General features: G+C 70.9%; 17 protein-coding genes, 3 tRNA genes and 1 pseudogene. 8 read left to right on the top strand and 13 right to left on the bottom strand.

The annotated features are described in order from the left end of the window. Positions 1-65: 65 nt before the first annotated feature. Positions 66-776 carry a FadR/GntR family transcriptional regulator gene (locus OHO83_RS30110; protein WP_266670274.1) on the bottom strand — a complete coding sequence of 237 codons (711 nt, stop codon included), beginning with the start codon at positions 774-776 and terminating at the stop codon, positions 66-68. A gap of 167 nt (positions 777-943) precedes the next feature. On the opposite strand from OHO83_RS30110, the gene OHO83_RS30105 reads away from it, so the two are divergent. Both OHO83_RS30105 and OHO83_RS30100 read left to right on the top strand, forming a co-directional pair. After that, entirely contained in the window at positions 944-2,401 is a 1,458-nt protein-coding gene (locus tag OHO83_RS30105; RefSeq protein ID WP_330280002.1) for an acyl-CoA synthetase, read from the top strand. Then, on the top strand, positions 2,394-3,746 hold the full coding sequence (locus tag OHO83_RS30100; protein ID WP_330280001.1) for a carboxyl transferase domain-containing protein: 1,353 nt from the start codon (positions 2,394-2,396) through the stop codon (positions 3,744-3,746). Before OHO83_RS30105 ends, OHO83_RS30100 begins: the two co-directional genes overlap by 8 nt. Positions 3,747-4,128: 382 nt before the next feature. Here the strand turns inward: OHO83_RS30100 and OHO83_RS30095 are convergent, their stop codons facing one another. After that, positions 4,129-5,001 (bottom strand): LLM class flavin-dependent oxidoreductase, encoded by an 873-nt coding sequence (locus tag OHO83_RS30095; RefSeq protein WP_330280000.1) that lies wholly within the window; start codon positions 4,999-5,001, stop codon positions 4,129-4,131. Between the two features lie 423 nt (positions 5,002-5,424). After that, positions 5,425-9,099 carry a S8 family serine peptidase gene (locus OHO83_RS30090; RefSeq protein ID WP_330279999.1) on the bottom strand — a complete coding sequence of 1,225 codons (3,675 nt, stop codon included), beginning with the start codon at positions 9,097-9,099 and terminating at the stop codon, positions 5,425-5,427. A gap of 280 nt (positions 9,100-9,379) precedes the next feature. Here OHO83_RS30090 and OHO83_RS30085 point away from each other — a divergent pair, with 280 nt between their 5' ends. After that, complete coding sequence (locus tag OHO83_RS30085; protein ID WP_323186869.1) at positions 9,380-9,712, top strand: CU044_2847 family protein; 333 nt, start codon at positions 9,380-9,382, stop codon at positions 9,710-9,712. Beyond that, positions 9,709-9,876: a hypothetical protein gene (locus OHO83_RS30080; protein WP_266670280.1), complete on the top strand. Its 168-nt coding sequence runs from the start codon at positions 9,709-9,711 to the stop codon at positions 9,874-9,876. Before OHO83_RS30085 ends, OHO83_RS30080 begins: the two co-directional genes overlap by 4 nt. A 76-nt stretch (positions 9,877-9,952) precedes the next feature. On the opposite strand, the gene OHO83_RS30075 is transcribed toward OHO83_RS30080, so the two are convergent. Beyond that, a complete protein-coding gene (locus OHO83_RS30075) occupies positions 9,953-11,230 on the bottom strand; it encodes an MFS transporter (protein ID WP_266676321.1) in 1,278 nt (425 codons plus the stop codon). Between the two features lie 206 nt (positions 11,231-11,436). On the opposite strand from OHO83_RS30075, the gene OHO83_RS30070 reads away from it, so the two are divergent. Continuing rightward, entirely contained in the window at positions 11,437-12,474 is a 1,038-nt protein-coding gene (locus OHO83_RS30070) for a rod shape-determining protein (RefSeq protein ID WP_266670282.1), read from the top strand. Between the two features lie 506 nt (positions 12,475-12,980). Here the strand turns inward: OHO83_RS30070 and OHO83_RS30065 are convergent. From OHO83_RS30065 to OHO83_RS30055, 3 genes are all read right to left on the bottom strand, one after another. Further along, complete coding sequence (locus tag OHO83_RS30065) at positions 12,981-13,193, bottom strand: hypothetical protein (RefSeq protein WP_266670284.1); 213 nt, start codon at positions 13,191-13,193, stop codon at positions 12,981-12,983. A gap of 573 nt (positions 13,194-13,766) precedes the next feature. Then, positions 13,767-14,681, bottom strand: coding sequence for a hypothetical protein (locus OHO83_RS30060; RefSeq protein ID WP_330279998.1), 915 nt, complete (start codon positions 14,679-14,681; stop codon positions 13,767-13,769). 612 nt (positions 14,682-15,293) lie between these two features. After that, positions 15,294-15,866, bottom strand: coding sequence for a hypothetical protein (locus OHO83_RS30055; protein WP_266670288.1), 573 nt, complete (start codon positions 15,864-15,866; stop codon positions 15,294-15,296). Positions 15,867-17,210: 1,344 nt separating this feature from the next. Between OHO83_RS30055 and OHO83_RS30050 the strand changes: the two are divergent. Then, positions 17,211-18,122, top strand: a pseudogene (locus OHO83_RS30050) (IS5 family transposase). A gap of 411 nt (positions 18,123-18,533) precedes the next feature. On the opposite strand, the gene OHO83_RS30045 reads toward OHO83_RS30050, so the two are convergent. From OHO83_RS30045 to OHO83_RS30025, 6 genes are all read right to left on the bottom strand, one after another. Next, positions 18,534-19,088 (bottom strand): hypothetical protein, encoded by a 555-nt coding sequence (locus tag OHO83_RS30045; RefSeq protein WP_266670290.1) that lies wholly within the window; start codon positions 19,086-19,088, stop codon positions 18,534-18,536. Between the two features lie 327 nt (positions 19,089-19,415). Further along, a complete protein-coding gene (locus OHO83_RS47050) occupies positions 19,416-19,670 on the bottom strand; it encodes a tyrosine-type recombinase/integrase (RefSeq protein ID WP_405603706.1) in 255 nt (84 codons plus the stop codon). A gap of 14 nt (positions 19,671-19,684) precedes the next feature. Next, positions 19,685-19,921, bottom strand: a complete 237-nt coding sequence (locus tag OHO83_RS30040) for a hypothetical protein (protein WP_330279997.1) — start codon at positions 19,919-19,921, stop codon at positions 19,685-19,687. A 469-nt stretch (positions 19,922-20,390) separates the two neighbouring features. Next, positions 20,391-20,464 (bottom strand) — tRNA-Ile (locus OHO83_RS30035). Between the two features lie 185 nt (positions 20,465-20,649). Beyond that, positions 20,650-20,722: transfer RNA gene (locus tag OHO83_RS30030), tRNA-Asn, on the bottom strand. Positions 20,723-20,727: 5 nt separating this feature from the next. Continuing rightward, positions 20,728-20,800 (bottom strand) — tRNA-Asn (locus tag OHO83_RS30025). 136 nt (positions 20,801-20,936) lie between these two features. On the opposite strand from OHO83_RS30025, the gene OHO83_RS30020 reads away from it, so the two are divergent. After that, entirely contained in the window at positions 20,937-21,245 is a 309-nt protein-coding gene (locus OHO83_RS30020; RefSeq protein ID WP_266670294.1) for a YtxH domain-containing protein, read from the top strand. Between the two features lie 85 nt (positions 21,246-21,330). Beyond that, positions 21,331-22,770, top strand: coding sequence for an FGGY family carbohydrate kinase (locus OHO83_RS30015; RefSeq protein ID WP_330279996.1), 1,440 nt, complete (start codon positions 21,331-21,333; stop codon positions 22,768-22,770). Positions 22,771-22,863 lie beyond the last annotated feature (93 nt).

The following is a 22,863-nucleotide window of genomic DNA, read 5'->3' as shown; positions in this document are numbered from 1 at the left end:
CCATGCGTCGGTAGGGTCGTACGAAGAGCGCTCCGCAGGCTAACAACCCCCCTGGCAGGCAGCGGCTACTCGCCCTCGTCCGGGTCCCAGTCCAGGAGCCGTACCTTCGCCACGGTCCGTACATGCCGGCGCATCGCCGTCGCGGCCTGGGCGGGGCGGCCCGTCTCGATCGCTTCGAGGATCGCCCGGTGCTGGGCGAGGGAGCGGGCGGGGCGGCGCGGCTGGCGCAGGGACTCGGTGCGGGACTCGGTGACCTGGTCGGCGATGGACCGCATGAACTCCGCGAGGAGCGCGCTGTGGGCGGCCGCGGTGACGGCCGCGTGGAAGAGCCGGTCGCCCTCCACGCCGTGGCCGCCGTCCTCGATGTCGGCCGCCATGCGGTCGAGCGCCTTGTGGAGTGCGGTGAGGTCCTCGTCGGTGCGGCGTTCTGCGGCCAGCTCGGCGAGCTTGGTCTCCATCGCCTCGCGGGCCTCCAGGACATCGGGCAGCCGGCGCCTGCGCTCCACCATGCGCTCGACGGGCTCCGCGTCGAGGCTGTCGCGCATGAGGTACGTGCCGCCGCCGTGCCGGGCCTCCACCAGTCCCTGGACCTCCAGGACGACGATGGCCTGCTTCACGGAGGCGCGGCTCACTCCGAGGCGGGCGGCCAGGTCGCGCTCGGGCGGGAGGCGGTCACCGGCGCGCAGGCCGCCCTCGGCGACGTAGGCGCGCAGCCGGTCGAGGACCTGCTCGTACAGGCGCGGCCTGGCCGTCATCGGCCGCAGTGCGTCGGTCATGGGGCCCTCCTCCCTGGGCTTCTGCAGCGTAACAGCGGACCGGAGAAATGGCCCAGTGGCTGAACCAATATTCGGGCGCATCCTTGACGTACGGGCGACGGCACCCCCACATTGGTTCAGCCACTTGTCCACTGCCGTCACGTCGACCGCCGCTAGGAGCGCCACCCGTGTCCCTGCTCTTCCCCGCCCTGGCCCACGACCCCGACCGCCCCGCCCTGCGCTTCGGCGACCGCTCCCTCACCTACGGGGAGCTGGCCTCGGCGGCCGGAGCCCTGGCCGCACGCCTCGAGGGCGCGAGCCGGGCCGCCGTGTGGGCGACGCCCACCCTGGAGACCGCCGTCGGCGTCGTCGCGGCGCTGCTCGCGGGCGTGCTCGCCGTCCCGCTCAACCCGAAGTCCGGCAGCGGCGAGCTGGCGCACATCGTGGCCGACAGCGCCCCGGACGTCGTGCTCGCCGCGCCCGGGACCGAACTCCCCGACGCGCTGGGCGGCTTGACGTTCGTCGGCACGGACATCGACACGGCTGCCGCGTCGGGCCCGGCCCGCGAGTGGCCCGAGCCGGACGCGTCGGCGCCCGCGTTCGTCGTCTACACCTCCGGCACGACGGGCCCGCCCAAGGGCGCGGTCCTGCCGCGCCGCGCGGTCACCTCGACCCTGGACGCGCTCCAGGACGCCTGGGAGTGGACCGGCGACGACGTCCTGGTGCACGGCCTGCCGCTGTTCCACGTGCACGGCCTGATCCTGGGCATCCTCGGCCCGCTGCGCCGCGGCGGATCGGTGCGCCACCTGGGCCGGTTCAGCACGGAGGGCGTGGCGCGCGAACTGGGCAGCGGCGCGACCATGCTGTTCGGGGTGCCGACGATGTACCACCGCATCGCCGAGGCGCTGCCCGCCGAGCCGGAGCTGGCGAAGGCCCTGTCCGGGGCGCGGCTCCTGGTGTCCGGATCCGCGGCACTGCCCGTGCACGACCACGAGCGGATCGCCGCCGCGACGGGCCGCCGCGTCATCGAGCGGTACGGGATGACGGAGACCCTGATGAACACGAGCGTGCGGGCGGACGGCGAGGCGCGGGCGGGAACGGTCGGCGTGCCGCTGCCCGGCGTCTCGGTGCGGCTCGTGGAGGAGGACGGCGTCACGGAGATCCCGGCCGGTGACCCGGAGGCGGTCGGCGAGATCCAGGTCAGGGGCCCGAACCTCTTCACCGAGTATCTGAACCGGCCCGAGGCGACGGCCGGCGCGTTCGCCGAGGGCGGCTGGTTCCGCACCGGCGACATGGCGGTCCGCGACCCGGACGGCTACGTCCGCATCGTGGGCCGCAAGGCCACCGACCTCATCAAGAGCGGCGGCTACAAGATCGGCGCGGGTGAGATCGAGAACGCGCTCCTGGAGCACCCCGGGGTGAGCGAGGCCGCTGTCACCGGTGAGCCCGACGACGACCTCGGCGAGCGCATCGTGGCCTGGATCGTCCCGGCCGACGCCGAGCACCCCCCGGCGGCGGACGAACTGGCCTCGCATGTCGCCGACCGTCTCGCCCCGCACAAGCGCCCGCGCGTGGTGCGCTGTCTGGACGCGCTGCCCCGCAACGACATGGGCAAGATCATGAAGCGGGCGCTCCCCCGTGGCTGACACCGTGCGGCTCTCCGCCCGCGAGGCCCTCGCCGCCGTCACCGACCCCGGCACCTTCACCGAACTGCCCGCCCCCCAGGGCACGTACGCGCCCGACGGGCCGCTCTCCTGGGACGGCTACGACGCGGCGCGGGCACGGGCCACCGCCCGCACCGGCGAGGCCGAGTCCGTGGTGTGCGGGACGGCGTCGGTCGGCGGGACCAGGGCCGTACTGGTCTCCTTCGAGTTCGGCTTCCTCGGCGGCTCGCTCGGCGAGCGCACCGGCGACCGCATAGAGGCCGCGTACACGTTCGCCCGCGCACACCGGCTCCCCGTCGTGCCCCTGGTCGCGACGGGCGGCAGCCGGATGCAGGAGGGCATGCGGGCGCTGGCCCAACTCCAGCGCGTGGCACGGCAGTCGGCGCTCACTCGGGAGGCCGGCCTGGCCCAGGTGGCGGTCCTGCGCGACCCGACGACGGGCGGCGGCTGGGCGACGCTCGGCGCGGGCGCCGACGTGATCCTGGCGCTCGATGCGGCGCAGGTGGGCTTCGCGGGCTCGCGCGTGAGGCCCGCGGACGCGGACCCGGCGGCGTACTCGGCGCATGGCCAGTTCGTGGCCGGCGCGGTCGACGCAGTGGTGCGCCATGACGACCTGGCGGGGACCCTCGCCGCATGGCTGCGGCTGCTCACACGCCCGTCCGACGAACCCGCCCCGGTCCCGTACGCGCTCGGCCGCGGCGATCTGCCCGCCACGGGCCGCGACGCCGTCCGCCGCGCCCGTGCGACTGAACGACCGCGCGCGGACGCCTACTTGGACTCCTACTTCACGTCCCGGGTCACGGTCGGCGGCGACCGCTGCGGCGGCACCGACGACGGTGTGCTGTGCGGCTTCGGGGAGAGCGCGCGGGACGGCAGGACGGTCGCGTACGCCGCACAGCTCGGCACGGCGACCCGGCCGGCCGGCTACCGGACGGCGGCGCGCCTGGTACGGCTCGCCGGGCGGCTCGGTGTGCCCGTGCTGACACTGGTGGACACGCCGGGCGCGGCCAACGACGCGGAGGCGGAGCGGTCCGGGGCGGGCGCCGCCATCGCGGACCTGTTCACGGCGCTCGCCGCGTCGCCGGTCCCCGTCACCACGCTGGTCGTGGGCGAGGGCGGCTCGGGCGGGGCGCTCGCACTGGCCGCACCGGAGAACACCTGGGCGACGCCGGACAGCTACTTCTCCGTCATCGCGCCCGAACTCGCCGCCGCGATCCTCAAGCGCGACCCGGACGAGACGGACGTGACGGCCGACCAACTCCATCTCAGGCCACAGGACTTGGTGGATCTGGGCGTGGTGCGCGGCATCGCGGGGACGGCGCCGTGAGTAACTCCGCGCGGCCCGAAGGGGCATCACGAGGTCTCGCAAATACGAACAGGGGAGCAGTTGTTCCCTGGAACAGGTGATCGTGTCGCCAGGAATTGCATGAGGCGTCGGTGACCAACGATGCTTACGGTGCGCAAGCAACGGGCTGCAGACCGTAATTGCCGATCCGGTCCATGTCCCATACGTGGCCGGGGAGTTGGTCCCACACATGCAACACCGCTAGGAGAACGCGCCACCATGAACCTGATCACCGACATCCTCGCCGGCCTCGCCCACTTCGTCGGCTGGCTCGTCTGACGCCGGACCGCGCAGGTCACGCGGAGTCAACCGCGGCGGCGCCGTCTCCCCCGGTCCCACGGGGAGGCGGCGCCGCCGCCGCGCGTCACGCCCCGCACACCGCGGCCGCGTCCGTGAGGGCACGCAGCCGCGGAAGGATCTCGCCGGCGACGCGGGCCGGCTCGCCGGGACCCGTACAGCCGTGGAGGACGAACTCGTCGATGCCGAGCTCCCGGTAGGCGAACAGCCGCCGTGCCACCTCGTCGTACGTACCGACGACCGCGTCCCCCGCCGATCCGCTCCTGTGGTCGTCCAGGATCCGGTCAGCCGCGTCCCATGCCTCGGACGCCTCGGCGCGGCCCACCAGACGCAGGCGGAGCCCGTACCGCAGCCGCGGATTGCGGTCCCGCGCGCGGGCCACGCGCTCCGCCACGACGGCCGGCGGCGCGCTCCTCACCAGCCGCACATCGGCCCGCCGGGCCGCGATGCCGTCGGCGGCCGGGGATTCGCCCCCGAAGTAGAGCGGCACCGGATGCTCGACGGCCGGGTCGCTCAACTGGGCGCCCTCGACCTGCACATGCTCGCCCTGGAAGTCGATACGCCTGCCGTCGAGCAGGTCGCGCACGACGGCCATCACCTCGTCGGTGCGCCCATAGCGCTGGTCGTGGGCCAGCCCGGCGCCGTGCGCGCCGACGTCGAGCCTGAGGCGGCCACCCGCGAACCGGCGGAACGCGTCGGCCTGTTGGGCGATGACGGTGGGGCCCGCGCCGCCGGCGGGCAGCGCGACGAGGAAGCCGATCCTTTCGGTGCGTCGACAGAGCCCGGACGCGAGCGCCCACGGGTCGGGGCCGCCGGCCGGCATCGAGAGCGAGTCGAACCCGGCGCGCTCCGCGGCCAGGGCCGTGGGGGCCAGCGAGTCGATGTCGGCCGGCCGCCGGGCCGGCAGACACCAGTGCAGCAGAGGGTGGTTCTCGGGCATGAAGACACCTCGGGAATCGCGCGGGGCGTGGACTACTGCGGGAACGGACGCGGGGCCGCCGGAGCGGCTCGAAGGACACGGGCGGGGCGGGAGGAAGCCTCCCCGGAGCGCCTCAGGAAAGGGCGTCGGTGCCGGAAGCGGCCGGACAGAGCATCGTCGACACACGCAGAAGATCCACGTGGCGGCGCGAGACGAGCACGCGCGAGACGGGTACCGGAGCCATGCAGGCATCCTGTCCGCGGCCACAGCACCCCCACAAGGGCGTTCCCGTATGGCGGACAGGGGCGTATCACTAGGTGGACGTCCAGGGTGCCGAGACGCACGCGAAGGCCCGGCGCAGCTGGTTGCCGCGCCGGGCCTTCGGTCAGACATCCGTACAGGGCCGGTGCACCCGTACAGGTCAGAACATCCCTACCGGATGGGCTACTTGACCCCCACCGCCCGGATGATCTCCTGGGTGACCTTGCCACCCCGGTCGTCGCTCGCCGAGGCGCGCAGCGACACGTACTCCGCGTCGCCCGGCACCTTCAGCGTGCCCTTCCACGACGCGCCGTGCCCGTCGAGCGCGACCTTCGTCCAGGTCTTGCCGTCGTCGTACGAGACCTCGAGGGTGCCGCCACCGATCTTCCCGGTGTCCGGGGCGCCCTTGACGTACTCGGAGCTGATCCCGACGGGGATCCGGTGTCCGCCGCGCACATTGCCCGCAAGGTCGGTGTCGACGTCGAAGCCGAGGTTGAGCAGCGGCAGGAACGTCCACCGGTCGTCGGGGGTCTCGGCGGACTTGAACGTCCACTCGGAGTGGCCCTTCGTGGAGAGCTTCCAGCGCGCGGGGTCGAGCGTCGTGTCGGTGACGACCTTGTAGGTGTGCTCGGCCGGGTCGGCGTCCCACACGTACACGCCGGAGCTCTTCTTGCGGTCCTTGAGCACCCCGTCGACGTACACCTCGGAGTTCTGCGTCTGGGAGGTGTCGCTCCACACGTCACCGAAGCCGGTGTGGTCGGGGCCGGAGTCGCCCCAGCCAGGCACATTGAATTGGAGGGTGTTGCCGGAGCGCTGCTGGCCCCAGCCGAGACCGGTGCCCAGCCACGGGTGCCAGACCGGCTTGAACCAGTCGAGCTCCTTGTGGGTGCCGCCCTTGTACGTGATGAGGCCGCTGCGCTGCTCCAGGTCGGTCGGGCCCGTCTGGACGGACTCGTGCCACTTCTGGCCGGTGCCGGTGGAGACGTAGTCGGTGCGCTCGGCCGGGTAGTCGATCTTCTGCAGGAAGCCGATGCCGATGGGGAAGGTGTCGGTGATCGAGTAGCGGAACTCGCCGCCCTCCTGGGGCTTCACGGCGTGGAACTTGGCGTCCAGGACCGCGAGTTCGGACTTGCCCGGCCGGTAGGTCAGGTCGCCGCCCGGGACCGCGCCCTTGTGCTCGTCGGTGAGGTCGTACACCCACGGTGTGTTGCGGGTGCCCGTCATCGTGACGCTGCGGCCCGCCTTGGCGTCCGCCGCGAGCTTCGCGCCGTCCGCGGCGTCGACCGTGGCGATCTGGAACGGCCTGTCGGTGTAGTCGTCCGTGCCGAACCATGCGTTGAGCCGGCCCGCGGCTCCGTCGGTGACGAACAGCGCCTTGGCGCCCGCGTCCTGCGCGGCCTGGGCGAGTTCGACCGGGGTGAGCGCGTCGGTGCGCCGCACGAGGACGGCCTTGCCGCGCACGTTCTTGCCCACGTAGTCGGCGGGTGCGCCGGCGCCGGCGTCCACGACCGCGAGCCTGCTGCGGCCCTCGGCCAGGGTCGCGCCGGGCTGGACGACGGCCTCACGGAGGCCGTCCACCTGAAGCATGGGCTTCCCGAGGCGCCACACGGTGCGGTACTCGAAGGACCCGTCGGTGACCTTGGGGGTGGGCGCCGCGAAGATGCTGTCGTACTTGATGGGCAGCTGGACCGCGCTCATGTAGTCGGCGCCGCCCGCCTTCCGGTCGGCCTCCATGAGGAGGTGGCGGGTCTCGGTGGTCCGGCCGACGTCGGCCTTGACCTCCTTCAACTGCCGTCCGTCGAGGGTGATCTCGCGGTCACGGTCGAGCTTGATCGAGGGGTCGGCGAGGTAGCCGAGTCCGAGGGAGTCCTTGCCGTGGCTGCCGCGCACGTCGAGGTAGGACTCGACGTAGTACGAGCCCGGCTTCAGACGCAGCTGGAGGGTGCCGGAGTCACCGACCGTGGCGGGGAACGGGTCGGTGTTCGCGGCGAACTGCTGCACGCCGAGGTACGCGGCCGTCGCGGCGCCGTCCCGGTCCTTCACATGGACGGTGAGCGTGTACCGCTCCTCCTCCTTGACCATGCCGAACGCGGTGTGCGCGACGGGCTTCCCGGCCACGGACGCGACGATCCGTCCACTGGTGTTGCCGACGGCGGCCTTGGCGCCGTCACCGGTCACGGTCGTGGAGGCGGTGCCGTGCGCGGGCACGGTCAGCTTGCTGTCGGCGAGCGAGACGACGCCGTCCGGCGCGCCCTCCGCCGCCAGCGTCAGCTCCACGGCGCTGTCGGAGGAGTTGCTGTAGGTGACCGTCTTCGTGACCGGCTTGTTGCTCTCGTACGGCCACTTGTAGAAGCCGAGATCCGCGCTGCCGGTCGCGGTGACGTCCGCGGTCACGGCGTCGGGCACGCTGACGCGCCCCGAGCCCAGGTCGTAGGCGGAGTCGGCGAGCTCCTCGGACGTCGACATCAGCCCGTCCTTGAGCTGCGCGCCCGTCCAGTCGGGGTGCTTCTGCGCGAGCAGGGCCGCGACGCCGGCGACGTGCGGCGTCGCCATCGACGTACCGCTCATGGTGGTGTACGGGCCGCTGCCGGAGACCAGCGAGGAGCGGGCGGCGAGGATGTCGACGCCGGGCGCGGACAGGTCGGGCTTGAGTCCGTTGTCCCCGGAGCGGGGGCCCTTGCTGGTGAAGTAGGCGGCCTGGTCGGAGGAGTCGACGGCGCCGATGGTGAGGGCGGAGTCGGCGGCGCCGGGCGAGCCGATGGAGCCGGGGGCGCCGGCGTTGCCCGCGGCGATGACGAAGAGGGCGCCGGTCTCCTTGGACAGCGAGTTCACGGCGGCGGCCATCGGGTCGGTGCCGTCGCTGGCCTCGGACGAACCGAGGCTCATCGAGACGACCTTGGCGTGGATGTCCTTGGCGGCCCACTCCATACCGGCGATGATCTGCGACTCGCTGCCCGAGCCCTCGTTGCTGAGGACCTTGCCGACGGCGAGGGTCGCGTCGGGGGCGACGCCCTTCTCCTTGCCGTCGGAGGCGGCGCCGCTGCCGCCCACGGTCGAGGTGACGTGGGTGCCGTGGCCGTTGCGGTCCGCGACCTCCTGGCCCTCGATGAAGGACTTGGACTCGGTGACGCGGGACGCGAGGTCGGGGTGCGTGGCGTCGTAGCCGGTGTCGAGGACGGCGACCTTGACGCCCTTGCCGGTGAGCCCGGCCTCCCAGGCCTTCGGGGTGCCGATCTGCTCGTTGCTCTCGGCCATGTCGGCCTTGACGCGGCCGTCGAGCCAGATCTTGCCGATGCCGTCGGCGAAGTCCTTGCCCTCGGGGGCGGTCACGGCGTTCCAGAACGTGCGGCCCTTGCCGGCGTCCACGGCGGCGCCGCCGATGCTGGCGAGCGAGCGGGTCCGGTCGGCGCCCTTCGGGGTGCGCGCCGCGGAGCGGGCACTCTTCCCGCTGTACGACACGATGAGCGGGGTCGCGTCGGCCTTGGTGTCGGACAGGCCCTGACGTATCAGCTCACTCACGTCGAAGAGCCGCGCGTCCAGCGTTCCGGCCGCGAGGTAGGGGCGCGCCTCGTCGGGGACGACGGTGATCTTCCCGTCACTCACCTGGGTCCTGACGGCGCCGGTCGCGCCCTTCGCGCGGTCGACGGTGACGGCCTTCTTGTCGCCGCCGAGGTCGGTGACGGTCACCTTGTCGCCGGTCACCAGGGTCACTGTGTGAGCGGCGCGGGCGGCGGGCGTGGTGGCGTGGTCCGCCGGGGTGGTGGTGTCACCGGCGACGGCCTGCCCGCCCGGAAGCAGCGCTAGCGCGAGCCCGGCCGACAGCAGGGCCGCGCCCCGTCTCGCTGGTCCTCTGGTCATCGTTGCCTCTCTTCTCGAGCCTCGGGTCGGGGTGTTACCCGAGCACTGCGAAGAGTGTGAAGTGCCCACTGTTACGGCGACATTGACGGGACCTGGCGGGAAGCTGCCCTGGCGCCTTCCCGCCAGGGAGCGGTCCGGTCCCGATCCTGACGCGATCCGGACGCCGTGCCGGTGCCGGCCTCCGGGTGCGGCTGACAGCCCCAACTCCCCTCGGCTGCATTGACGTCAGGCGTGTGCCACACGTTTCGACCGGTTTCGCGGGGGCGGCATGGACGGTCGGGTGGGGTACGAGACCGAGGACGGCGCGCCCGTCGCCTTCGAGGCGTCCGACGAGACAGGGTCCGGGGTACGGCTCGTCTCGCGCGGGGGCCTTCCCACGGCGCAGGCGGTCGGCAGGTTCGAGTCGGCGCTCGAGGGGGCGCGCTCGGCAGCCGAGTCGGCGCTGCGGGTCTTTCGCGAGGGGCCGCTCGAGCCGGACGGCGTGGAGATCGAGTTCGGCGTGAAGATGTCCGCCGAGGCGGGCGCGGTGATCGCCAAGGGCACGGCCGAGGGCCATCCGGTGGTGAAGCTCAACTGGTCGGCGACCGACCGCGCGACCACGGACAGCACGTGAACAGCGCGCGCCGGCACGCCAGGATCGAGTGCGGCCGCCAGATCGGGGCCGGCTTCCTGGTGACCGGGCGCAAGGTCAGGACCTGCGCCCATGTGATCGCGGACAGCGGCGCCACGCCCGTCACGGTCGCGTGCCCGGCGCCCGCCACCTGGTCCGCAACCTGACAGACCTCCTCGACGCCCTGCACCGCTGACGCCCCTCAGGCCACGGGAGGCTCCACGCAGGGGACTCCGAGGGCCCTCACGCCGTCGGCTTCCGGGCGTCGTAGTTCAGGAACTTGCGCCATTTCAGAGCGAGGAGCAGGACCGCCACCACGCACGCCGTGCCGCCGCCCGTGATCGCGACCGTGGGGGACGTGAGGTCGGCCGTCGAGCCCGCGACGAAGTCGCCGAGGCGAGGGCCGCCCGCCACGACCACGATGAAGACGCCCTGGAGGCGGCCGCGCATCTCGTCGGGGGCCGCGACCTGGAGCATCGTGCCGCGGAAGACCATCGAGACCGTGTCCGCGCAGCCGGCGAGCGCGAGGAAGAAGAGGCCGAGCCAGAGGTCTCTGGTCAGGCCGAAGACGGCGATGGCGAGGCCCCACCCGCACACGGCGATCACGATCGCCAGGCCGTGCCGGTGCACGCGGCCGAGCCAGCCGGAGAACACCCCGCCCAGCAGCGCGCCCACCGCGGGAGCGGCGACGAGCAGGCCGGTGGTCCGCGCGTCGCCGCCGTACCAGAGCAGCGCGACGGCCGGGTACAACGCCCGCGGATACGCGAGGACCATCGCGCACATGTCCGAGAAGAAGGTCATCCGGAGGTTGGGCCGCCCGGCCAGGAACCGCAGGCCGTCCACCACGGAGGCCCGCTTGCGCCGCTCCCCCTCCGGCCCGTCCGGCAGCATCGCCGGCAGCCGCCACATCGCGTACAGAGCCGCCGAGAAGGCGACCGCGTCGATCAGGTACGCCGTCTGGTAGCCCCACAGGCCGACCACGACGCCGCCCAGCATGGGGCCGATGAGGGTGCCGGCCGTGGTCGTCATGGAGCCGAGCGCGTTCGCCGCCGGCAGGTGTTCCGGCGGCAGCAGGCGCGGGATCATCGACGTGCGCGCCGGGGAGTTGAGCGCCCCGCACACCGCCTGGAGGGACACGACCGCGTAGAGCAGCCACACCCGGTGATAGCCGGCGAGCGCCGCGACGGCCAGTGCCACGGACAGCGCGCACGAGCCGGACGCGCTGTACAGGCCGAGCTTGCGCCGGTCCATCGTGTCCGCGATGGCACCCCCGTAGAGGCCGAAGACGACCAGCGGGACCAGCGAGAACAGGCCGACGAGGCCCACGGAGAAGCTGGAGCGCGTGATGTCGTACACCTGGAGGGACACCGCGAGCGCCGTCATCGCCTGGCCCGTCCAGGACACCGTGTTGCCGACCCACAGGCGCCGGTAGTCGACGGAGATACGCAGCGGGGTGAGATCGGCGAGAATCCGGCGGCGACCCCCCGGCTCGGGGCCCTTCACCGGTGCGAGAGCCGATATCGCGGGGGTCTCGGAAGCGTCTGCCTGGTCCGGCGAGGAGGGGGTGCTGGTCACACGGGATGCTAACAACGCCCGGCAAGACCACCCGTCCGGCGGAACCCCGCCCGGCTCATTCCAGCGCGCGCCCGGCGCCGCCCCGCCGCAGGATTTCAGAAGGGCCGTCAGTTGACGACCCGTCACGGTCTGCGCTCTCGGGAGGATCTGCCATGACCGTCAGTCTGGAGCAGTTGCGCCGCTGCCATCTCGCCGTCGACCTGGGGGCCGCGCGGACCCGGGTGTTCGTGAAGGGCGCGGGCCTCGTCGTCGACGAGCCGAGCGCCGCCGCCGTCAACACCCGCACCGGTGCCCTGATCGCGGTCGGTGAGCTCGCCGAGCGGATGACGGGCCGCACTCCCGACTACATCCGCGTCATGCGCCCCGTCTCCGGCGGCACCGTCGTCGACATCGACATGGCCCAGCGCATGCTGCGCCACCTCATCGGCGAGAAGCTGCGCCGCACGCTGCGCCGCAAGCCCCGGCTGCGCGCCGCCGCCTGCACCCCGCACGACGCCGACCCGCTCGCGCAGCGCGCCGCCGTCGAGACCATGGTCGGACTCGGCGCGCGCCGCGTCGAACTCGTCGACACCCTCATCGCCGCCGCCGTCGGCTGCGGCCTGCCCGTCGAGCGCCCCGAAGGCACGATGATCATCGTGTGCGGGGCGGCCACGACGCAGATCGCCGTTCTCTCCCTGGGCTCGATCGTGACCGCCGAGCGCATCCCGGTCGGCGGCGACGCCATCGACCACGCGGTGGTGCAGCACCTGCGCCAGCACCACGAACTGATGCTCCCGTCGCAGTCCGTACGTCCGCTGCAGATCGCCCTCAGCGGCAACGGCCTCACCCCGCACGGCCCGGAGTCGACGGAGATCCACGGCCGGGACGTGGCGACGGGCCTGGCCCGCTCGGTGCACGTGGACACGGCGGCCGTGCGCCACGCGATCCACACCCCGCTGACCGCCGTCCTCGACGGCATCGGCAAGGTCCTGCGGGACTGCCCGCCCGACCTGGTGGCCGACCTCGCGGACCGCGGCATCATGATGGTCGGCGGCAGCGCCCTGCTGCCCGGTTTCGACCAGATGCTCCGCGACGCCACGGGAGTGCCGGTCAGTATCGCCGAGCGCCCGGACGTCTGCGCGGTCCTCGGCCTCGGCGCGATGCTGGAGGGCAAGGTCCAGCCCCTCACCCTCACCCCGGTGGCCCGCTGATTGCAGCGACCGGGCCGACGCGGCGCGGGGACGGCGTCCTTCGATCCTGTGTGTCGCGGACCTGGTCACGCCGTCCGGGCACAGCGGGAGCTGATCCCCCGGCGCGAAGTCGCCCTCCCGCGGGCGAGCAGGTTCACCGTCACGCGCACCGAGCCCCAGGGCCGGTGCGCGGGCGGTCGGCCGCGGGCAGCCCACGGATGCCCCGCGACGCACGGACATCGGGGCCGGCCCGGTGGCCACAGTCGAGGAGGACCACCGACCGTTCCGCGGGTCGCGGCGAGGCAGAGATCACCAAAGAGTCCGGGCCCCCACGCAACGGACCGGCACCACCACAGCCGTCAGAGGAATGCGCCGACCGGTGCCGATCAGCCCGGCGGCGAAGGCCGGCGGCGAGCAAGCCGTCGGGAGCCACGACGGCCGGCATGGCGCGGCTCACCTCCGCACACACGGAGGGCCATGACCGAAGAGTGCGGGAAACGCGCTTGCCCTTGGCGGGTCCACGTTGTTCACCGTGCCGCGTAGTGGTGGGCTCGCCCTCCCTGCCACTTCACCCATGTCTCGTCGTCGAGGAGAGCGCTGTGCACCGTCACGCCGGCCTGACAGAGGAATTCGACGACGTCGGCATCACATCGGGCGATCCCGGCGACGTGTCCCTGGATCGCTACCTGCCGGCCCCCGGTGGGGATGGGCGGGTGCACGACGATCGGAGTGGAGTCCATACGGCGAACGGTGCTACGGGCCGGCCGATCCCGCGCGCGTGGGCTTCGGCGGGAACGTTGCGCTGTTCGCGTGACGGGACACATCGACAGTGCCGCGAGGCCGCGCCGCGACCGGTGCCGGGGAACGGCCTGTCCGAGTGCCCGGCTGCCTGCGGCGCCGTCCGTCCGTCACGGTCGCGCGTCCCATGTGCCATGCCCACCAAGCGGGTTCGCCCACGGATACGGCTCCCGGGACCGTCTCATCACCCGGTGGCTCGCCAGGCCGCACACACCGCTCGGTTCAGTCGGGCCGAACCACTGTGTGTGACGGATGCAAGGGCGCGCCGGGCATTTCCGCTCAGCCGATCGGCTGGCTGTGTCCCCTCGATGCGCGGGCGCTGCCGGTGCAGGGAATCCCACCCCGGAGCCCGAGCCGATCACCTCACCCGCCCCTTGGCCGCCTCGCGCCGTGTTACCGAACCGAGTGATCGATTTCGTCCTGCCGTCCGACGGCGGACCTCAAAGATCATGCTCAGGAGAGGCCCACCATCCGGCCGGCCCCGCACGAATCGTCGTGCGGGGCCGGCCCCACCGTCATGAACGGCTGAATCGTCGCAGTGGCCCCGCCGGACCGGACAGCTTCGAGAGAAGCGCCTGAGACGTTTCCATGAGGCGGTTTTCGTCACGCCCGACCGAGTCCGCACTACGTGAGGTGTCGAACGGCAAAGCGGGCTGCCAATGCTGTTCGAGGCGCCCTGTCGAACTCTGCTCGCAGATCTCGGGCTGAAGCGAAGAGGGGCGACGAGCGAATGCCGCTGTCGAAACCTGATCCTGCGACGCCAACTGATTGGCCACGAGATAGATGAGCGTGGCGACCGCGTCCTGATCCACGACGACTGTACGAGCGCTGCTCACCGGTGCCGCGGGTGCGGAACTCCCCGAATTCCTTCCCGATGCGATCGGAACGGCCTGCTCCCGCCGCCCGAACTCGCCGGCCGGCGGAGCACCGGATGCGCTCACCCTTGAGGGAACGGGGCGAATACCGAGGGAGTCCCTGCGCTCTTCGATGTAGTCGAACTGCTGGTAGAAACCCGGCAGTTGAGGCGTGTCCTTCTCGAATCCCTCGTGGAGCCGCTCCCTGCCGCGCAGGAGTTCGCGATGCATTTCCCCGTACGCACTGCCCAGCTTGATGGAGTCCTCGCCGCGGTCACTCAGGCCGCTCGCATAGGGGGCGGCGATGGCCAGCGCCGCCAGACCCGACAGCCCGGAGATGAGGACCTGCGCCGTGAGCATCGAGGACTCGGCGACCAGAGGCCAGGCCAGAAGGCCGGTGAGGAGGCTGACACCTCCCGCGGCGACGCCGCAGAGACGCTCCTTACGCACCAGGCGGAGGGCTTCGCGCGGCATCCTCCTTGCCCAGTACTCGGAGCTTTCGATGGTCTCTTCAAGTCTTTGCGAGATCGCTGCGTCGGCCGGATTCTTCGGTTTACTGAGCGAGCTCTGCGGCATTTTCATGCATCCCTCGAGTCCAAAGGGGCGGATTCGGCGGCACGGATCGACGGAGCAAGGCGGTCCACGGCCTGGCGAACGCTCAGCCCGTGCACGGTCGGCAATCCCACTCACTGCGGTGTGCGGCTGGTCGGCCATGGCGCCGTTCGTATACCCCCGTCCGTATACGGAATGTGCGACATGACCGACGGCAGCCGACGTGACGTTGACATTTGACTTTCCAAGGATCCACACGCTGGTGCGGGTATGTGCCCGCGCCCACGACTGCCTGAAGACATCTGCACGTTTCCGGCGAGCACGTCGCATGGAACGACACGAAGCCTTCAAGCGGCCGGACCCTTGTGAGGCATCCCGATTCGGCCGGCTCGATCGAGGCCCTGTGTCAGACCTCGATCGAGCCGGAAGAACTGGACATACCTCGACGCGCCTTCGACGAAGCGCGACATGCCCAGGGGAGCGCCCGAAATCACCCTCATGCGCGCACGGACGTGAGGTGGTCCGTACCAGCATTAAGCCATCTCGGGCGCGGCGTGCCCGGCTGGGTTAAACTTTCGTTGACCGCCCCGGCCCGATTCCGACGGGCCGGGGCCTCAACTGTTCCGGCGGCAGGTTCTACCAGTCGTTGCCACCGCGGTCGCCGCCGCCGTAGCCGCCGCCGCCGTAGCCGCCGCCGTAGCCACCCTTGCCACCACGGAAGTCGTGGACCACACGGAAGCTGCCTACGACGCCGTGCTTGACGAAGACGCCGCCGCGGACCCTGTGGGGCGAGACGCTGTTGCTGGTGCTCCACGGTCCGACCGTGGCCACGGGAGCCCCGTTGTCGCAGGTCGCACCGCGGAAGACCTCAACCGTCTTCCAGCTGTCGTTGCGGACGTTGAAGCTGTTCGCACCCAGACCGCTGACGATGGTGATGCAGCCGTCCGAGCCGGCCGCGTAAGACCGCTCGTTGATCTGGATCCGACCCTCGTAGTGGTAGCCGCCCTTGTTGTAGTTGCCTTCCTTCTCCTTGCCCTGGCCGGAGTCGCCACCGAGGGGCGCCGCCGCGGGAGCAGCCGCCTGACGAACAGCCGGAGCCGCAGCCGGAGCCGCCTCCGTGCCGGCAGCAGCGGCATAGTTGATGCCGGTGGCGGCAAGGGCTGCAGCGCCCGCAATGGCGGCGGTGACAGCGATGGAACGCTTGCTCATGTCAGTTTCTTCCTTTCGGAGAGATCGGCCGGACAGCCGCTCTGTGAATGAAGATACAGAAATCACACCATTCGTCACTTATCAGACAGGCTGAAAATGCGAGAAATAAGCCGTGTGGCCGTATGCCCGCAAAGTCGCCAGTCGGCAGCGGCATCCACATCGGCCCCCAATTGCCCTTGTTTGCGGGTCAGTTGACGTCTCGTAAGCCTCACCCGGCGACTCGCCGACAACTGCTCAAACTTCTGATGCCGTGTCGCAGTCTCCGCGTGGCGCGCCGTCGCTCGCGGCTCCTGCCGGTCGGGGCGAGGCTCGCCGACGCCACAGAGACCGCGCTTGAGGGCGGCAGCCTCGTCCGGGGTCTACAGCTCGACGACACGCCAAGCCGGCCCCTGGCCCCCGCGCCGTCGCCCTGGTCACCGGCGTTGCCACCGTCGCCGCCCGAGATCCTCAGAACATCCAGAGCGCCCAGGACGTGCCGGGCGTCTTCGACGGCCACGGCCGTCACCACGTAGACCGACCCCGTTCGCGACACGCCGTCCCCGATGCCGATGTCGACGGCACCCCTCTTCCTGGATGAGGGAGAGCGCCGCCTCGTCCGATCCGCCGTTCTCCGGACACCCTCCATGGCGCGCGCGAAGCCCTGTCCGGGCAGGCGCAGCTCTCGGCGGCGAACCCGTCGCGGGGCGACTGTCGGGAACCCGCGGCGAAGCAGGGCAGCCGACGCGTGGGCCGATGGGACCGACAGCACGGAAGGAACTGAGCGAACTGAAGGAACGGAAGGAGCGGGAAGGGGGAGGAAGGGCCGGAAGAAGGGGCGGATTCGGTCAGAACACCGTGTGCGCACCGGCCTGGCGCGCCCATGAACGCACCCTTGAGTACACCCTGGCCGACCTGGAGGGGGTGGCGGCACACTCAAGGCCTCAAGCCCCAGCCCTCTCCCCCTGAGGCGCCAGGGGCAGCGTCAGCAATGACCCGCTCGACCGGCTCGGGGGCCTCCCCCGAGCCGGGTGACGGAGGTTGCGCCCAACGGCTTGATCGCCGACTGTCCGGGCCGGCGACGGGCGACTGACGACCTACCTGACGGGTCATCACATCAGGTGAACGGCGGACGCTCCGGTGTGTCGCAGGTCAAAACGTTCCTGCATCGGAAACATTTGGTGAGGCGGATGTGACGACGGCAAGCGGCGGGTGGGCGCGCGATCACGGGACCCAACTGGCACCCGGTGCGGCCGAGCCGATTCACAGCCCGCCGCCCACGAAGGGCGTTCGGCCTGGATCCACGGCATGACCGCCACTGACTCGGCCTCGGCGGTTTCGTTGAGACCATCCGGTCGGTCGTCCGGTGTGTCGTTGACCGATGCCCAGTGGGCGGATCGAGCTGTTGCTCCCGGACCGGACACCGAAGCGTAGTGGCCGGTGGCGTGACCACCGGGAGAGGACGGACGCGATCGCCTTCACGTTCCAGACCGGGGTTCAGCGGGTTCGCCTGCCGGAGGGATGCGGCAACCGGCAAGGGGCTGCACCCGGTTGCGCATGTGCGCCGTGGACGGCGCCTGGGAGCGGGTCTTCACTGCGCTGATGGCTCAGACCGACGCCGACGGAGCCCCGACCGGGCCGTCTCAGTGGACTCCACGATCGTGCGCGCTCACCAGCATTCGGCCGGGGCCCACAAAAAAGGGCCCCGGCCGACGAACCCGACGCCCACGCCATCGACCGATCCCGCGGCGGACCGACCACGAAGATCCACCTCGCCGCCGACAGCCGCTCCGACCACTGGCATTCGTTCTCCCCGCCGGACAGGCCGGCGATGCGCCCGTCCCTACCGACGCCATGAGCCGCTCACGCGCGCCCCGGCAGCAGGGGCGGCTCCGCACAAGACCGGACATGATCCTGGCCGACAAGGCGCACTCTTCCCGCGCGACCCACGACCACCTGCGCTAAAGCGGTATCCGGACGGTGATCCCGGTACCGGCGGATCAGCGTGGCCACAGACTGCGTCGCGGCCGGCAGGACGCAGGCCAACTGCCTTCGACCGCTGGGCGTACAAGCAGCGCAACACCGTCGAACGGTGCATCAACCGGCTCAGGCAATGGCGGGGCCAACCCCACCCGCCATGAGCAGACAGCCACGGTCTACCCGGCCGGACTCCACATGTGCGTCGGAGCCGGGGCAGCTCCGCATCGGGATCGAAGCCGGCGTCGAGGTGGTCAAGCGTCTGCTGAAGCGTCCGTCCCGGCTGAACCCGCACGAGCGTGATGTCGTAGGGCGCCGAGTGAATCTACGAAACTTCCGGCTCCGCGGCGACAGCATCGGCTCAGCCTCAGAGCGCACTCTCCATCGAGCATGTCACCGAAGAGGTGATCCCAACAAAACTGCCCGGTCGGGTCTGCGATGGGAGATCCGGCTCCGGGCAGGCAAAGTTCCGGGACCGCCCACGAGCCCATCTCGAGGCGGTGCCGCGAACCGGCACTGCCTCGACGCGTCTTCGATGAAGCGCGGCGTGGCCCGGGGAGCGCCCGAAATGACCTTCATGCGGGCACGGGGCGCGAAGCGATCCGTGCCCGCATTAAGCCATTTCGGGCGTTGCGTGCCCGGCTGGGTTAAACTAGTTGACTGCCCCGGCCCGATTCCGACGGGCCGGGGCCTCAACTATTCCGGCGGCAGGTACTACCAGTTGCCGCCGCCGTGGTCGCCACCGCCGTAGCCGCCGCCGTAGCCACCCTTGCCGCCACGGAAGTCGTGGACCACACGGAAGCTGCCCACAACACCGTTCTTGACGAACACGCCGCCACGGACCTTGAAGGGGTGGACGCTGGTGCTGCTGCTCCACGGTCCGACCGTGGCCACGGGAGCCCCGTTGTCGCAGGTCGCACCACGGAAGACCTCAACCGTCTTCCAGCTGTCGTTGCGGACGTTGAAGCTGCGCGCGCCCAGACCGCTCACCACGGTGATGCAGCCGTCCGTCTCGGCCGAGTAGGAACGCTCGTTGAACTGGATCCGACCCTTGTAGTGGTAGCCGCCCTTGTTGTAGTTGCCTTCCTTCTCCTTGCCCTGGCCGGAGTCGCCACCGAGGGGCGCCGCCGCGGGAGCAGCCGCCTGACGAACAGCCGGAGCAGCCGGAGCCGCCTCCGTGCCGGCAGCAGCGGCGTAGTTGATGCCGGTGGCGGCAAGAGCTGCAGCGCCCGCGATGGCCGCGGTGACAGCAATAGAACGCTTGCTCATGTCAGTTTCTTCCTTCTCGGAGAGATCGGCCGGACAGCCGCTCTGTGAAAGAAGATACAGAAATCACACCATTCGTCACTTATCGGACGTGCTGAAAATCCGAAAATTAAGCCGTGTGGCCGTATCCGGCGGGGGCGCCCGTCGGCTACGGGGTGTTCGCCAACTCTCAATTGCCCTTCATTTACAGGACAGTTGACGTCTCGTGAGTCCTGTCCGGCGACTCGCCGTCAGCTGCTCAAATTTCCTGGTGCCGTGTCGTAGGTACCGCGTGGCGCGCCGTTGCCCACGGACCTGACCGGTCGTCCACGAGCGCTTCACGGGCAGAGGTCATCCGTGTTGTCGTCGCTCAAGCCCTCCATGCCTCGAACAGTCAGACCTGACAGTCAGACCTTTTGAGGCCCGATGGAGGCGTGCCCACACCCCTGTCATAGGCGAGGGTTCGTCGTGGGTATGCAACTGCCGGTGTCCGTACCGATCGACGGTCGTGGCAATCGACTCGCGCCCGAGACGCGCCTGAAGGACAGGCAGCGGAACCCTGCCGGCGATCAGCCGGGACGCGTGAGCATGGCGGAGGTCGTGAATTCTCGGACGCTTCGTCAGACCGACGGCGTCGACAGCGTCCGAGGCAGGCTTCCACCGGTGGGCGTGGACGACGCCGAGTGCCGCACCCCGACCTCCGGTGCAGTGAAGATCAGGCCCGTGGACTGCCGGCCCTTGCACAGGCGCTGGAAGAGCTCGACCTGCTCAGGTGTGAGGACCGGAGTCCGGCGGGACTTCTTGGTCTTGGGGCACACCGAGGAAGGTCCCGCCCTCGCCACGTCGTTTCCGAGCACGCTGCACACGGGAGCGGGCCGCTGCGAGACGCATATAAAGTCCCGCGGTCGCAGCGCGGTCATTTCACCCCACCTCAGGCCAGTGCTCCCGAGGCCGTCAATGATGTCGACCGCGTCGACGCGCACCTGCGCTTCAACAGCGCGTGTTCCTCGGGGTCCAGGAAGACCTCGTCGTCCTCGGTGTCGCCGGCTTTGGGCAGTCGCGTGTGCGCGCACGGACGGGAGTCACGCAGAGCCCGGATCAGCATCAACAGCCGACCGCGCGTTGCTGCAGAACAGGCCGTGCAGCGGAGCCGCCACTACGCCGAACGACTGCGCATGAGGGGTCTCCGGTGTTCCTGGGGTTTGGCTCAATCGAAGCCATGCAGGAGAGCGTGCGGCTCAACGGTGTGGCGTTCGCGTGGCGAACGCCCCCGTCGCGCTACCGTGAGATGTGGCGTTTCCCCTGGCCACATCGTTTTTGCTGAGGTGGGGCGGGTGGGACTCGAACCCACGGCCGACGGATTATGAGTCCGCTGCTCTAACCGGCTGAGCTACCGCCCCGTTTCGGCGTGGCGCGTACATGTGTGCGCGCCGTCTGCCGCAGCATAGCCGCTCATACGATCTCCTGCTCCGGATGGTCGGCCTTGCTCAGGGTGGAGGACTCCGCGCGCCCGCATACGGTTCCGCCTGGCGAAGAAGACGACACGAAAAGACCCCCGGGACTTCCCGGGGGTCTTGTCCGTCAGCTCTCCCGACTGGACTCGAACCAGTAACCTGCCGGTTAACAGCCGGCTGCTCTGCCAATTGAGCTACAGGAGATCGAGCTCCCCCGACTGGACTCGAACCAGTAACCTGCCGATTAACAGTCGGCTGCTCTGCCAATTGAGCTACAGGGGAATGTCTCGTGCATCGAACGCACCTACCTTGGCACTCGCCAGGGGGCGTGCGCTCGCTGCGACACATACATTAGCGCAAGCAGGGGGGTGCTCCGCCAATCGGTTCCCCCGGTGATCACAAGGGAAGGGTGGCAGCCATGCGCTACCGGCTCACATTCGTCGCCGGTCTGGCCCTGGGGTACGTACTCGGGACCCGGGCCGGACGCGAGCGGTACGAGCAGCTGAAGAAGTCCGCGCGCGAGTTCACGCAGAACCCCGCCGTCCGGAACACGGCGGAGTCGGCGGCCCAGCAGACGCGTCAGATCGCGGGCAAGGCGCTGCACTCGGTGAGCGAGAAGGTCGAGAGCCGGGTCCCCGATTCGGTGGCCGGCCGGGTGCGCTCGCTGCGGGAGCGCGGCCAGGGCAACAACGGCTTCGAGGACGACTGGGGCACCAGCAACACCTGAGCCCCACGGCCCCGGCGAAAGCGGGTCTCCCGCCCGGCCCCGGCCCGCGGGACGGGGCCGTCGCGGAGTGCGGCAGAATTCAGTCATGGGGATAGTCGCCGGGCTGGACAGTTCGCCCGATTTCACTCGGATCGTGGTCTGTGACGCGGACTCCGGTGCCGTGCTCAAGCAGGGCTATGCCCCGCACCCGCTCGAATCCGGCGAGGGCGGTGGCCGTCCCGCCGATGTCGATCCACAGGCGTGGCTCCTCTCGCTCGGCGAGGCCGCGGGCGGCGGGCTGCTCGAAGGCGTCCAGGCGATCGGGGTCTCCGCGCAGCAGAACGCGCTGGTGCCGCTCGACTCGCAGGGCAGCACCGTGCGGCCCGCGATGCCCGGGGGCGACAAGCGGACGCAGGCCGCGGCCGCGGATCTCATCGACCGGCTCGGCGGGCGTGAGGCGTGGGCCCAGGCCGTCGGATGTGTGCCGCAGGCCATGCATCCGGTGACGAAGCTGCGGTGGCTGGCGAGGAACGAGCCGGAGGCCGCACAGCGGGTCGCGCTCGTGCTCCAGGCCCACGACTGGCTGGTGTGGCAGCTCCTCGGCCGGCCCTCGCGGCGCACCACCGACCGGGGCGGGGCCTCGGGCACCGGCTACTGGTCGGCGGCGAGCGGCGCGTACCGTCCTGACCTGGTCGAGCTGGCACTCGGGCACCAGGCGATGCTGCCGGAGGTGCTCGGACCGGGGGACGCGGCGGGCACCACTCCGGAGGGGCTGATCATCTCGGCCGGTACGGGCGAGACGATGGCCGCGGCGTTCGGGCTCGGGGTGCGCCAGGGCGACGCCGTGGTGTCGCTCGGGGCCTCGGGTTCGGTCATGGCGGTGCACCACGAGGCGCTGGCCGATCCGTCCGGGATGATCACCTCCCTCGCCGACGCGACCGGTATGCATCTGCCCGTCGTCCATACGCTCAATGCGGTGCGGGCCCTTCGCGGTACGGCCGACATGCTCGGGCTCTCCGGGATCGAGGAGCTGTCCGACCTGGCGATGAAGTCGACTCCCGGGTCGCACGGCCTGGTCATGCTGCCGTATCTGGAGGGCGAGAAGACGCCGAATCTGCCGCACACCGCGGGCACCCTGAGCGGGCTGCGGCGGGAGTCGATGAAGCCGGAGCATCTCGCGCGGGCCGCGTTCGAGGGCATGCTGTGCGGGCTCGGGGACGCCATGGACGTACTGCGCGGGCGGGGGGTCGAGGTGCGGCGGATCTTCCTGCTCGGGGCGGCGGCCGAGCTGCCGGCGGTGCAGGCCGCGGCGCCGATGCTGTTCGGGACGCAGGTCGTGGTGCCGCAGCCCGCGGACTACGCGGCCCTCGGTGCGGCGCGGCAGGCCGCGTGGGCGCTGAACGGGCAGCTGCCGCAGTGGCAGGGCGCGGCGGCGCAGGTTCTGGAGCCGGGCGAGGAGCTGCCCGTCGGGCAGGCGGTGCGGCAGCAGTTCACCGCCGTACGGGAGCAGACGCACCCCGGAGCCTTCAATTCCGTAGGCGCTTGACCGTTTCGTCCCGCTCCACGTGGGTTTCTTGGCGGGCTCTTGGCTAAATCGGTTGAGGTAACACGGGTGGAGTGTCGGACGATGAGGGTCGTG

The sequence above is a fragment of the Streptomyces sp. NBC_00569 genome, assembly GCF_036345255.1.
Taxonomy (GTDB): Bacteria; Actinomycetota; Actinomycetes; order Streptomycetales; family Streptomycetaceae; genus Streptomyces.
This window is presented reverse-complemented; position numbering and strand designations above follow the sequence as displayed.

What these genes read in the sequence shown, in the direction of transcription:
- OHO83_RS30110 (WP_266670274.1), bottom strand. Translation starts at nt 776, where the DNA reads ATGACCGACGCACTGCGGCCGATGACGGCCAGGCCGCGCCTGTACGAG.
- OHO83_RS30095 (WP_330280000.1), bottom strand. Translation starts at nt 5,001, where the DNA reads ATGCCCGAGAACCACCCTCTGCTGCACTGGTGTCTGCCGGCCCGGCGG.
- OHO83_RS30090 (WP_330279999.1), bottom strand. Translation starts at nt 9,099, where the DNA reads ATGACCAGAGGACCAGCGAGACGGGGCGCGGCCCTGCTGTCGGCCGGG.
- OHO83_RS30070 (WP_266670282.1), top strand. Translation starts at nt 11,437, where the DNA reads ATGACCGTCAGTCTGGAGCAGTTGCGCCGCTGCCATCTCGCCGTCGAC.
- OHO83_RS30065 (WP_266670284.1), bottom strand. Translation starts at nt 13,193, where the DNA reads ATGGACTCCACTCCGATCGTCGTGCACCCGCCCATCCCCACCGGGGGC.
- OHO83_RS30060 (WP_330279998.1), bottom strand. Translation starts at nt 14,681, where the DNA reads ATGCCGCAGAGCTCGCTCAGTAAACCGAAGAATCCGGCCGACGCAGCG.
- OHO83_RS30055 (WP_266670288.1), bottom strand. Translation starts at nt 15,866, where the DNA reads ATGAGCAAGCGTTCCATCGCTGTCACCGCCGCCATTGCGGGCGCTGCA.
- OHO83_RS30045 (WP_266670290.1), bottom strand. Translation starts at nt 19,088, where the DNA reads ATGAGCAAGCGTTCTATTGCTGTCACCGCGGCCATCGCGGGCGCTGCA.
- OHO83_RS30020 (WP_266670294.1), top strand. Translation starts at nt 20,937, where the DNA reads ATGCGCTACCGGCTCACATTCGTCGCCGGTCTGGCCCTGGGGTACGTA.
- OHO83_RS30015 (WP_330279996.1), top strand. Translation starts at nt 21,331, where the DNA reads ATGGGGATAGTCGCCGGGCTGGACAGTTCGCCCGATTTCACTCGGATC.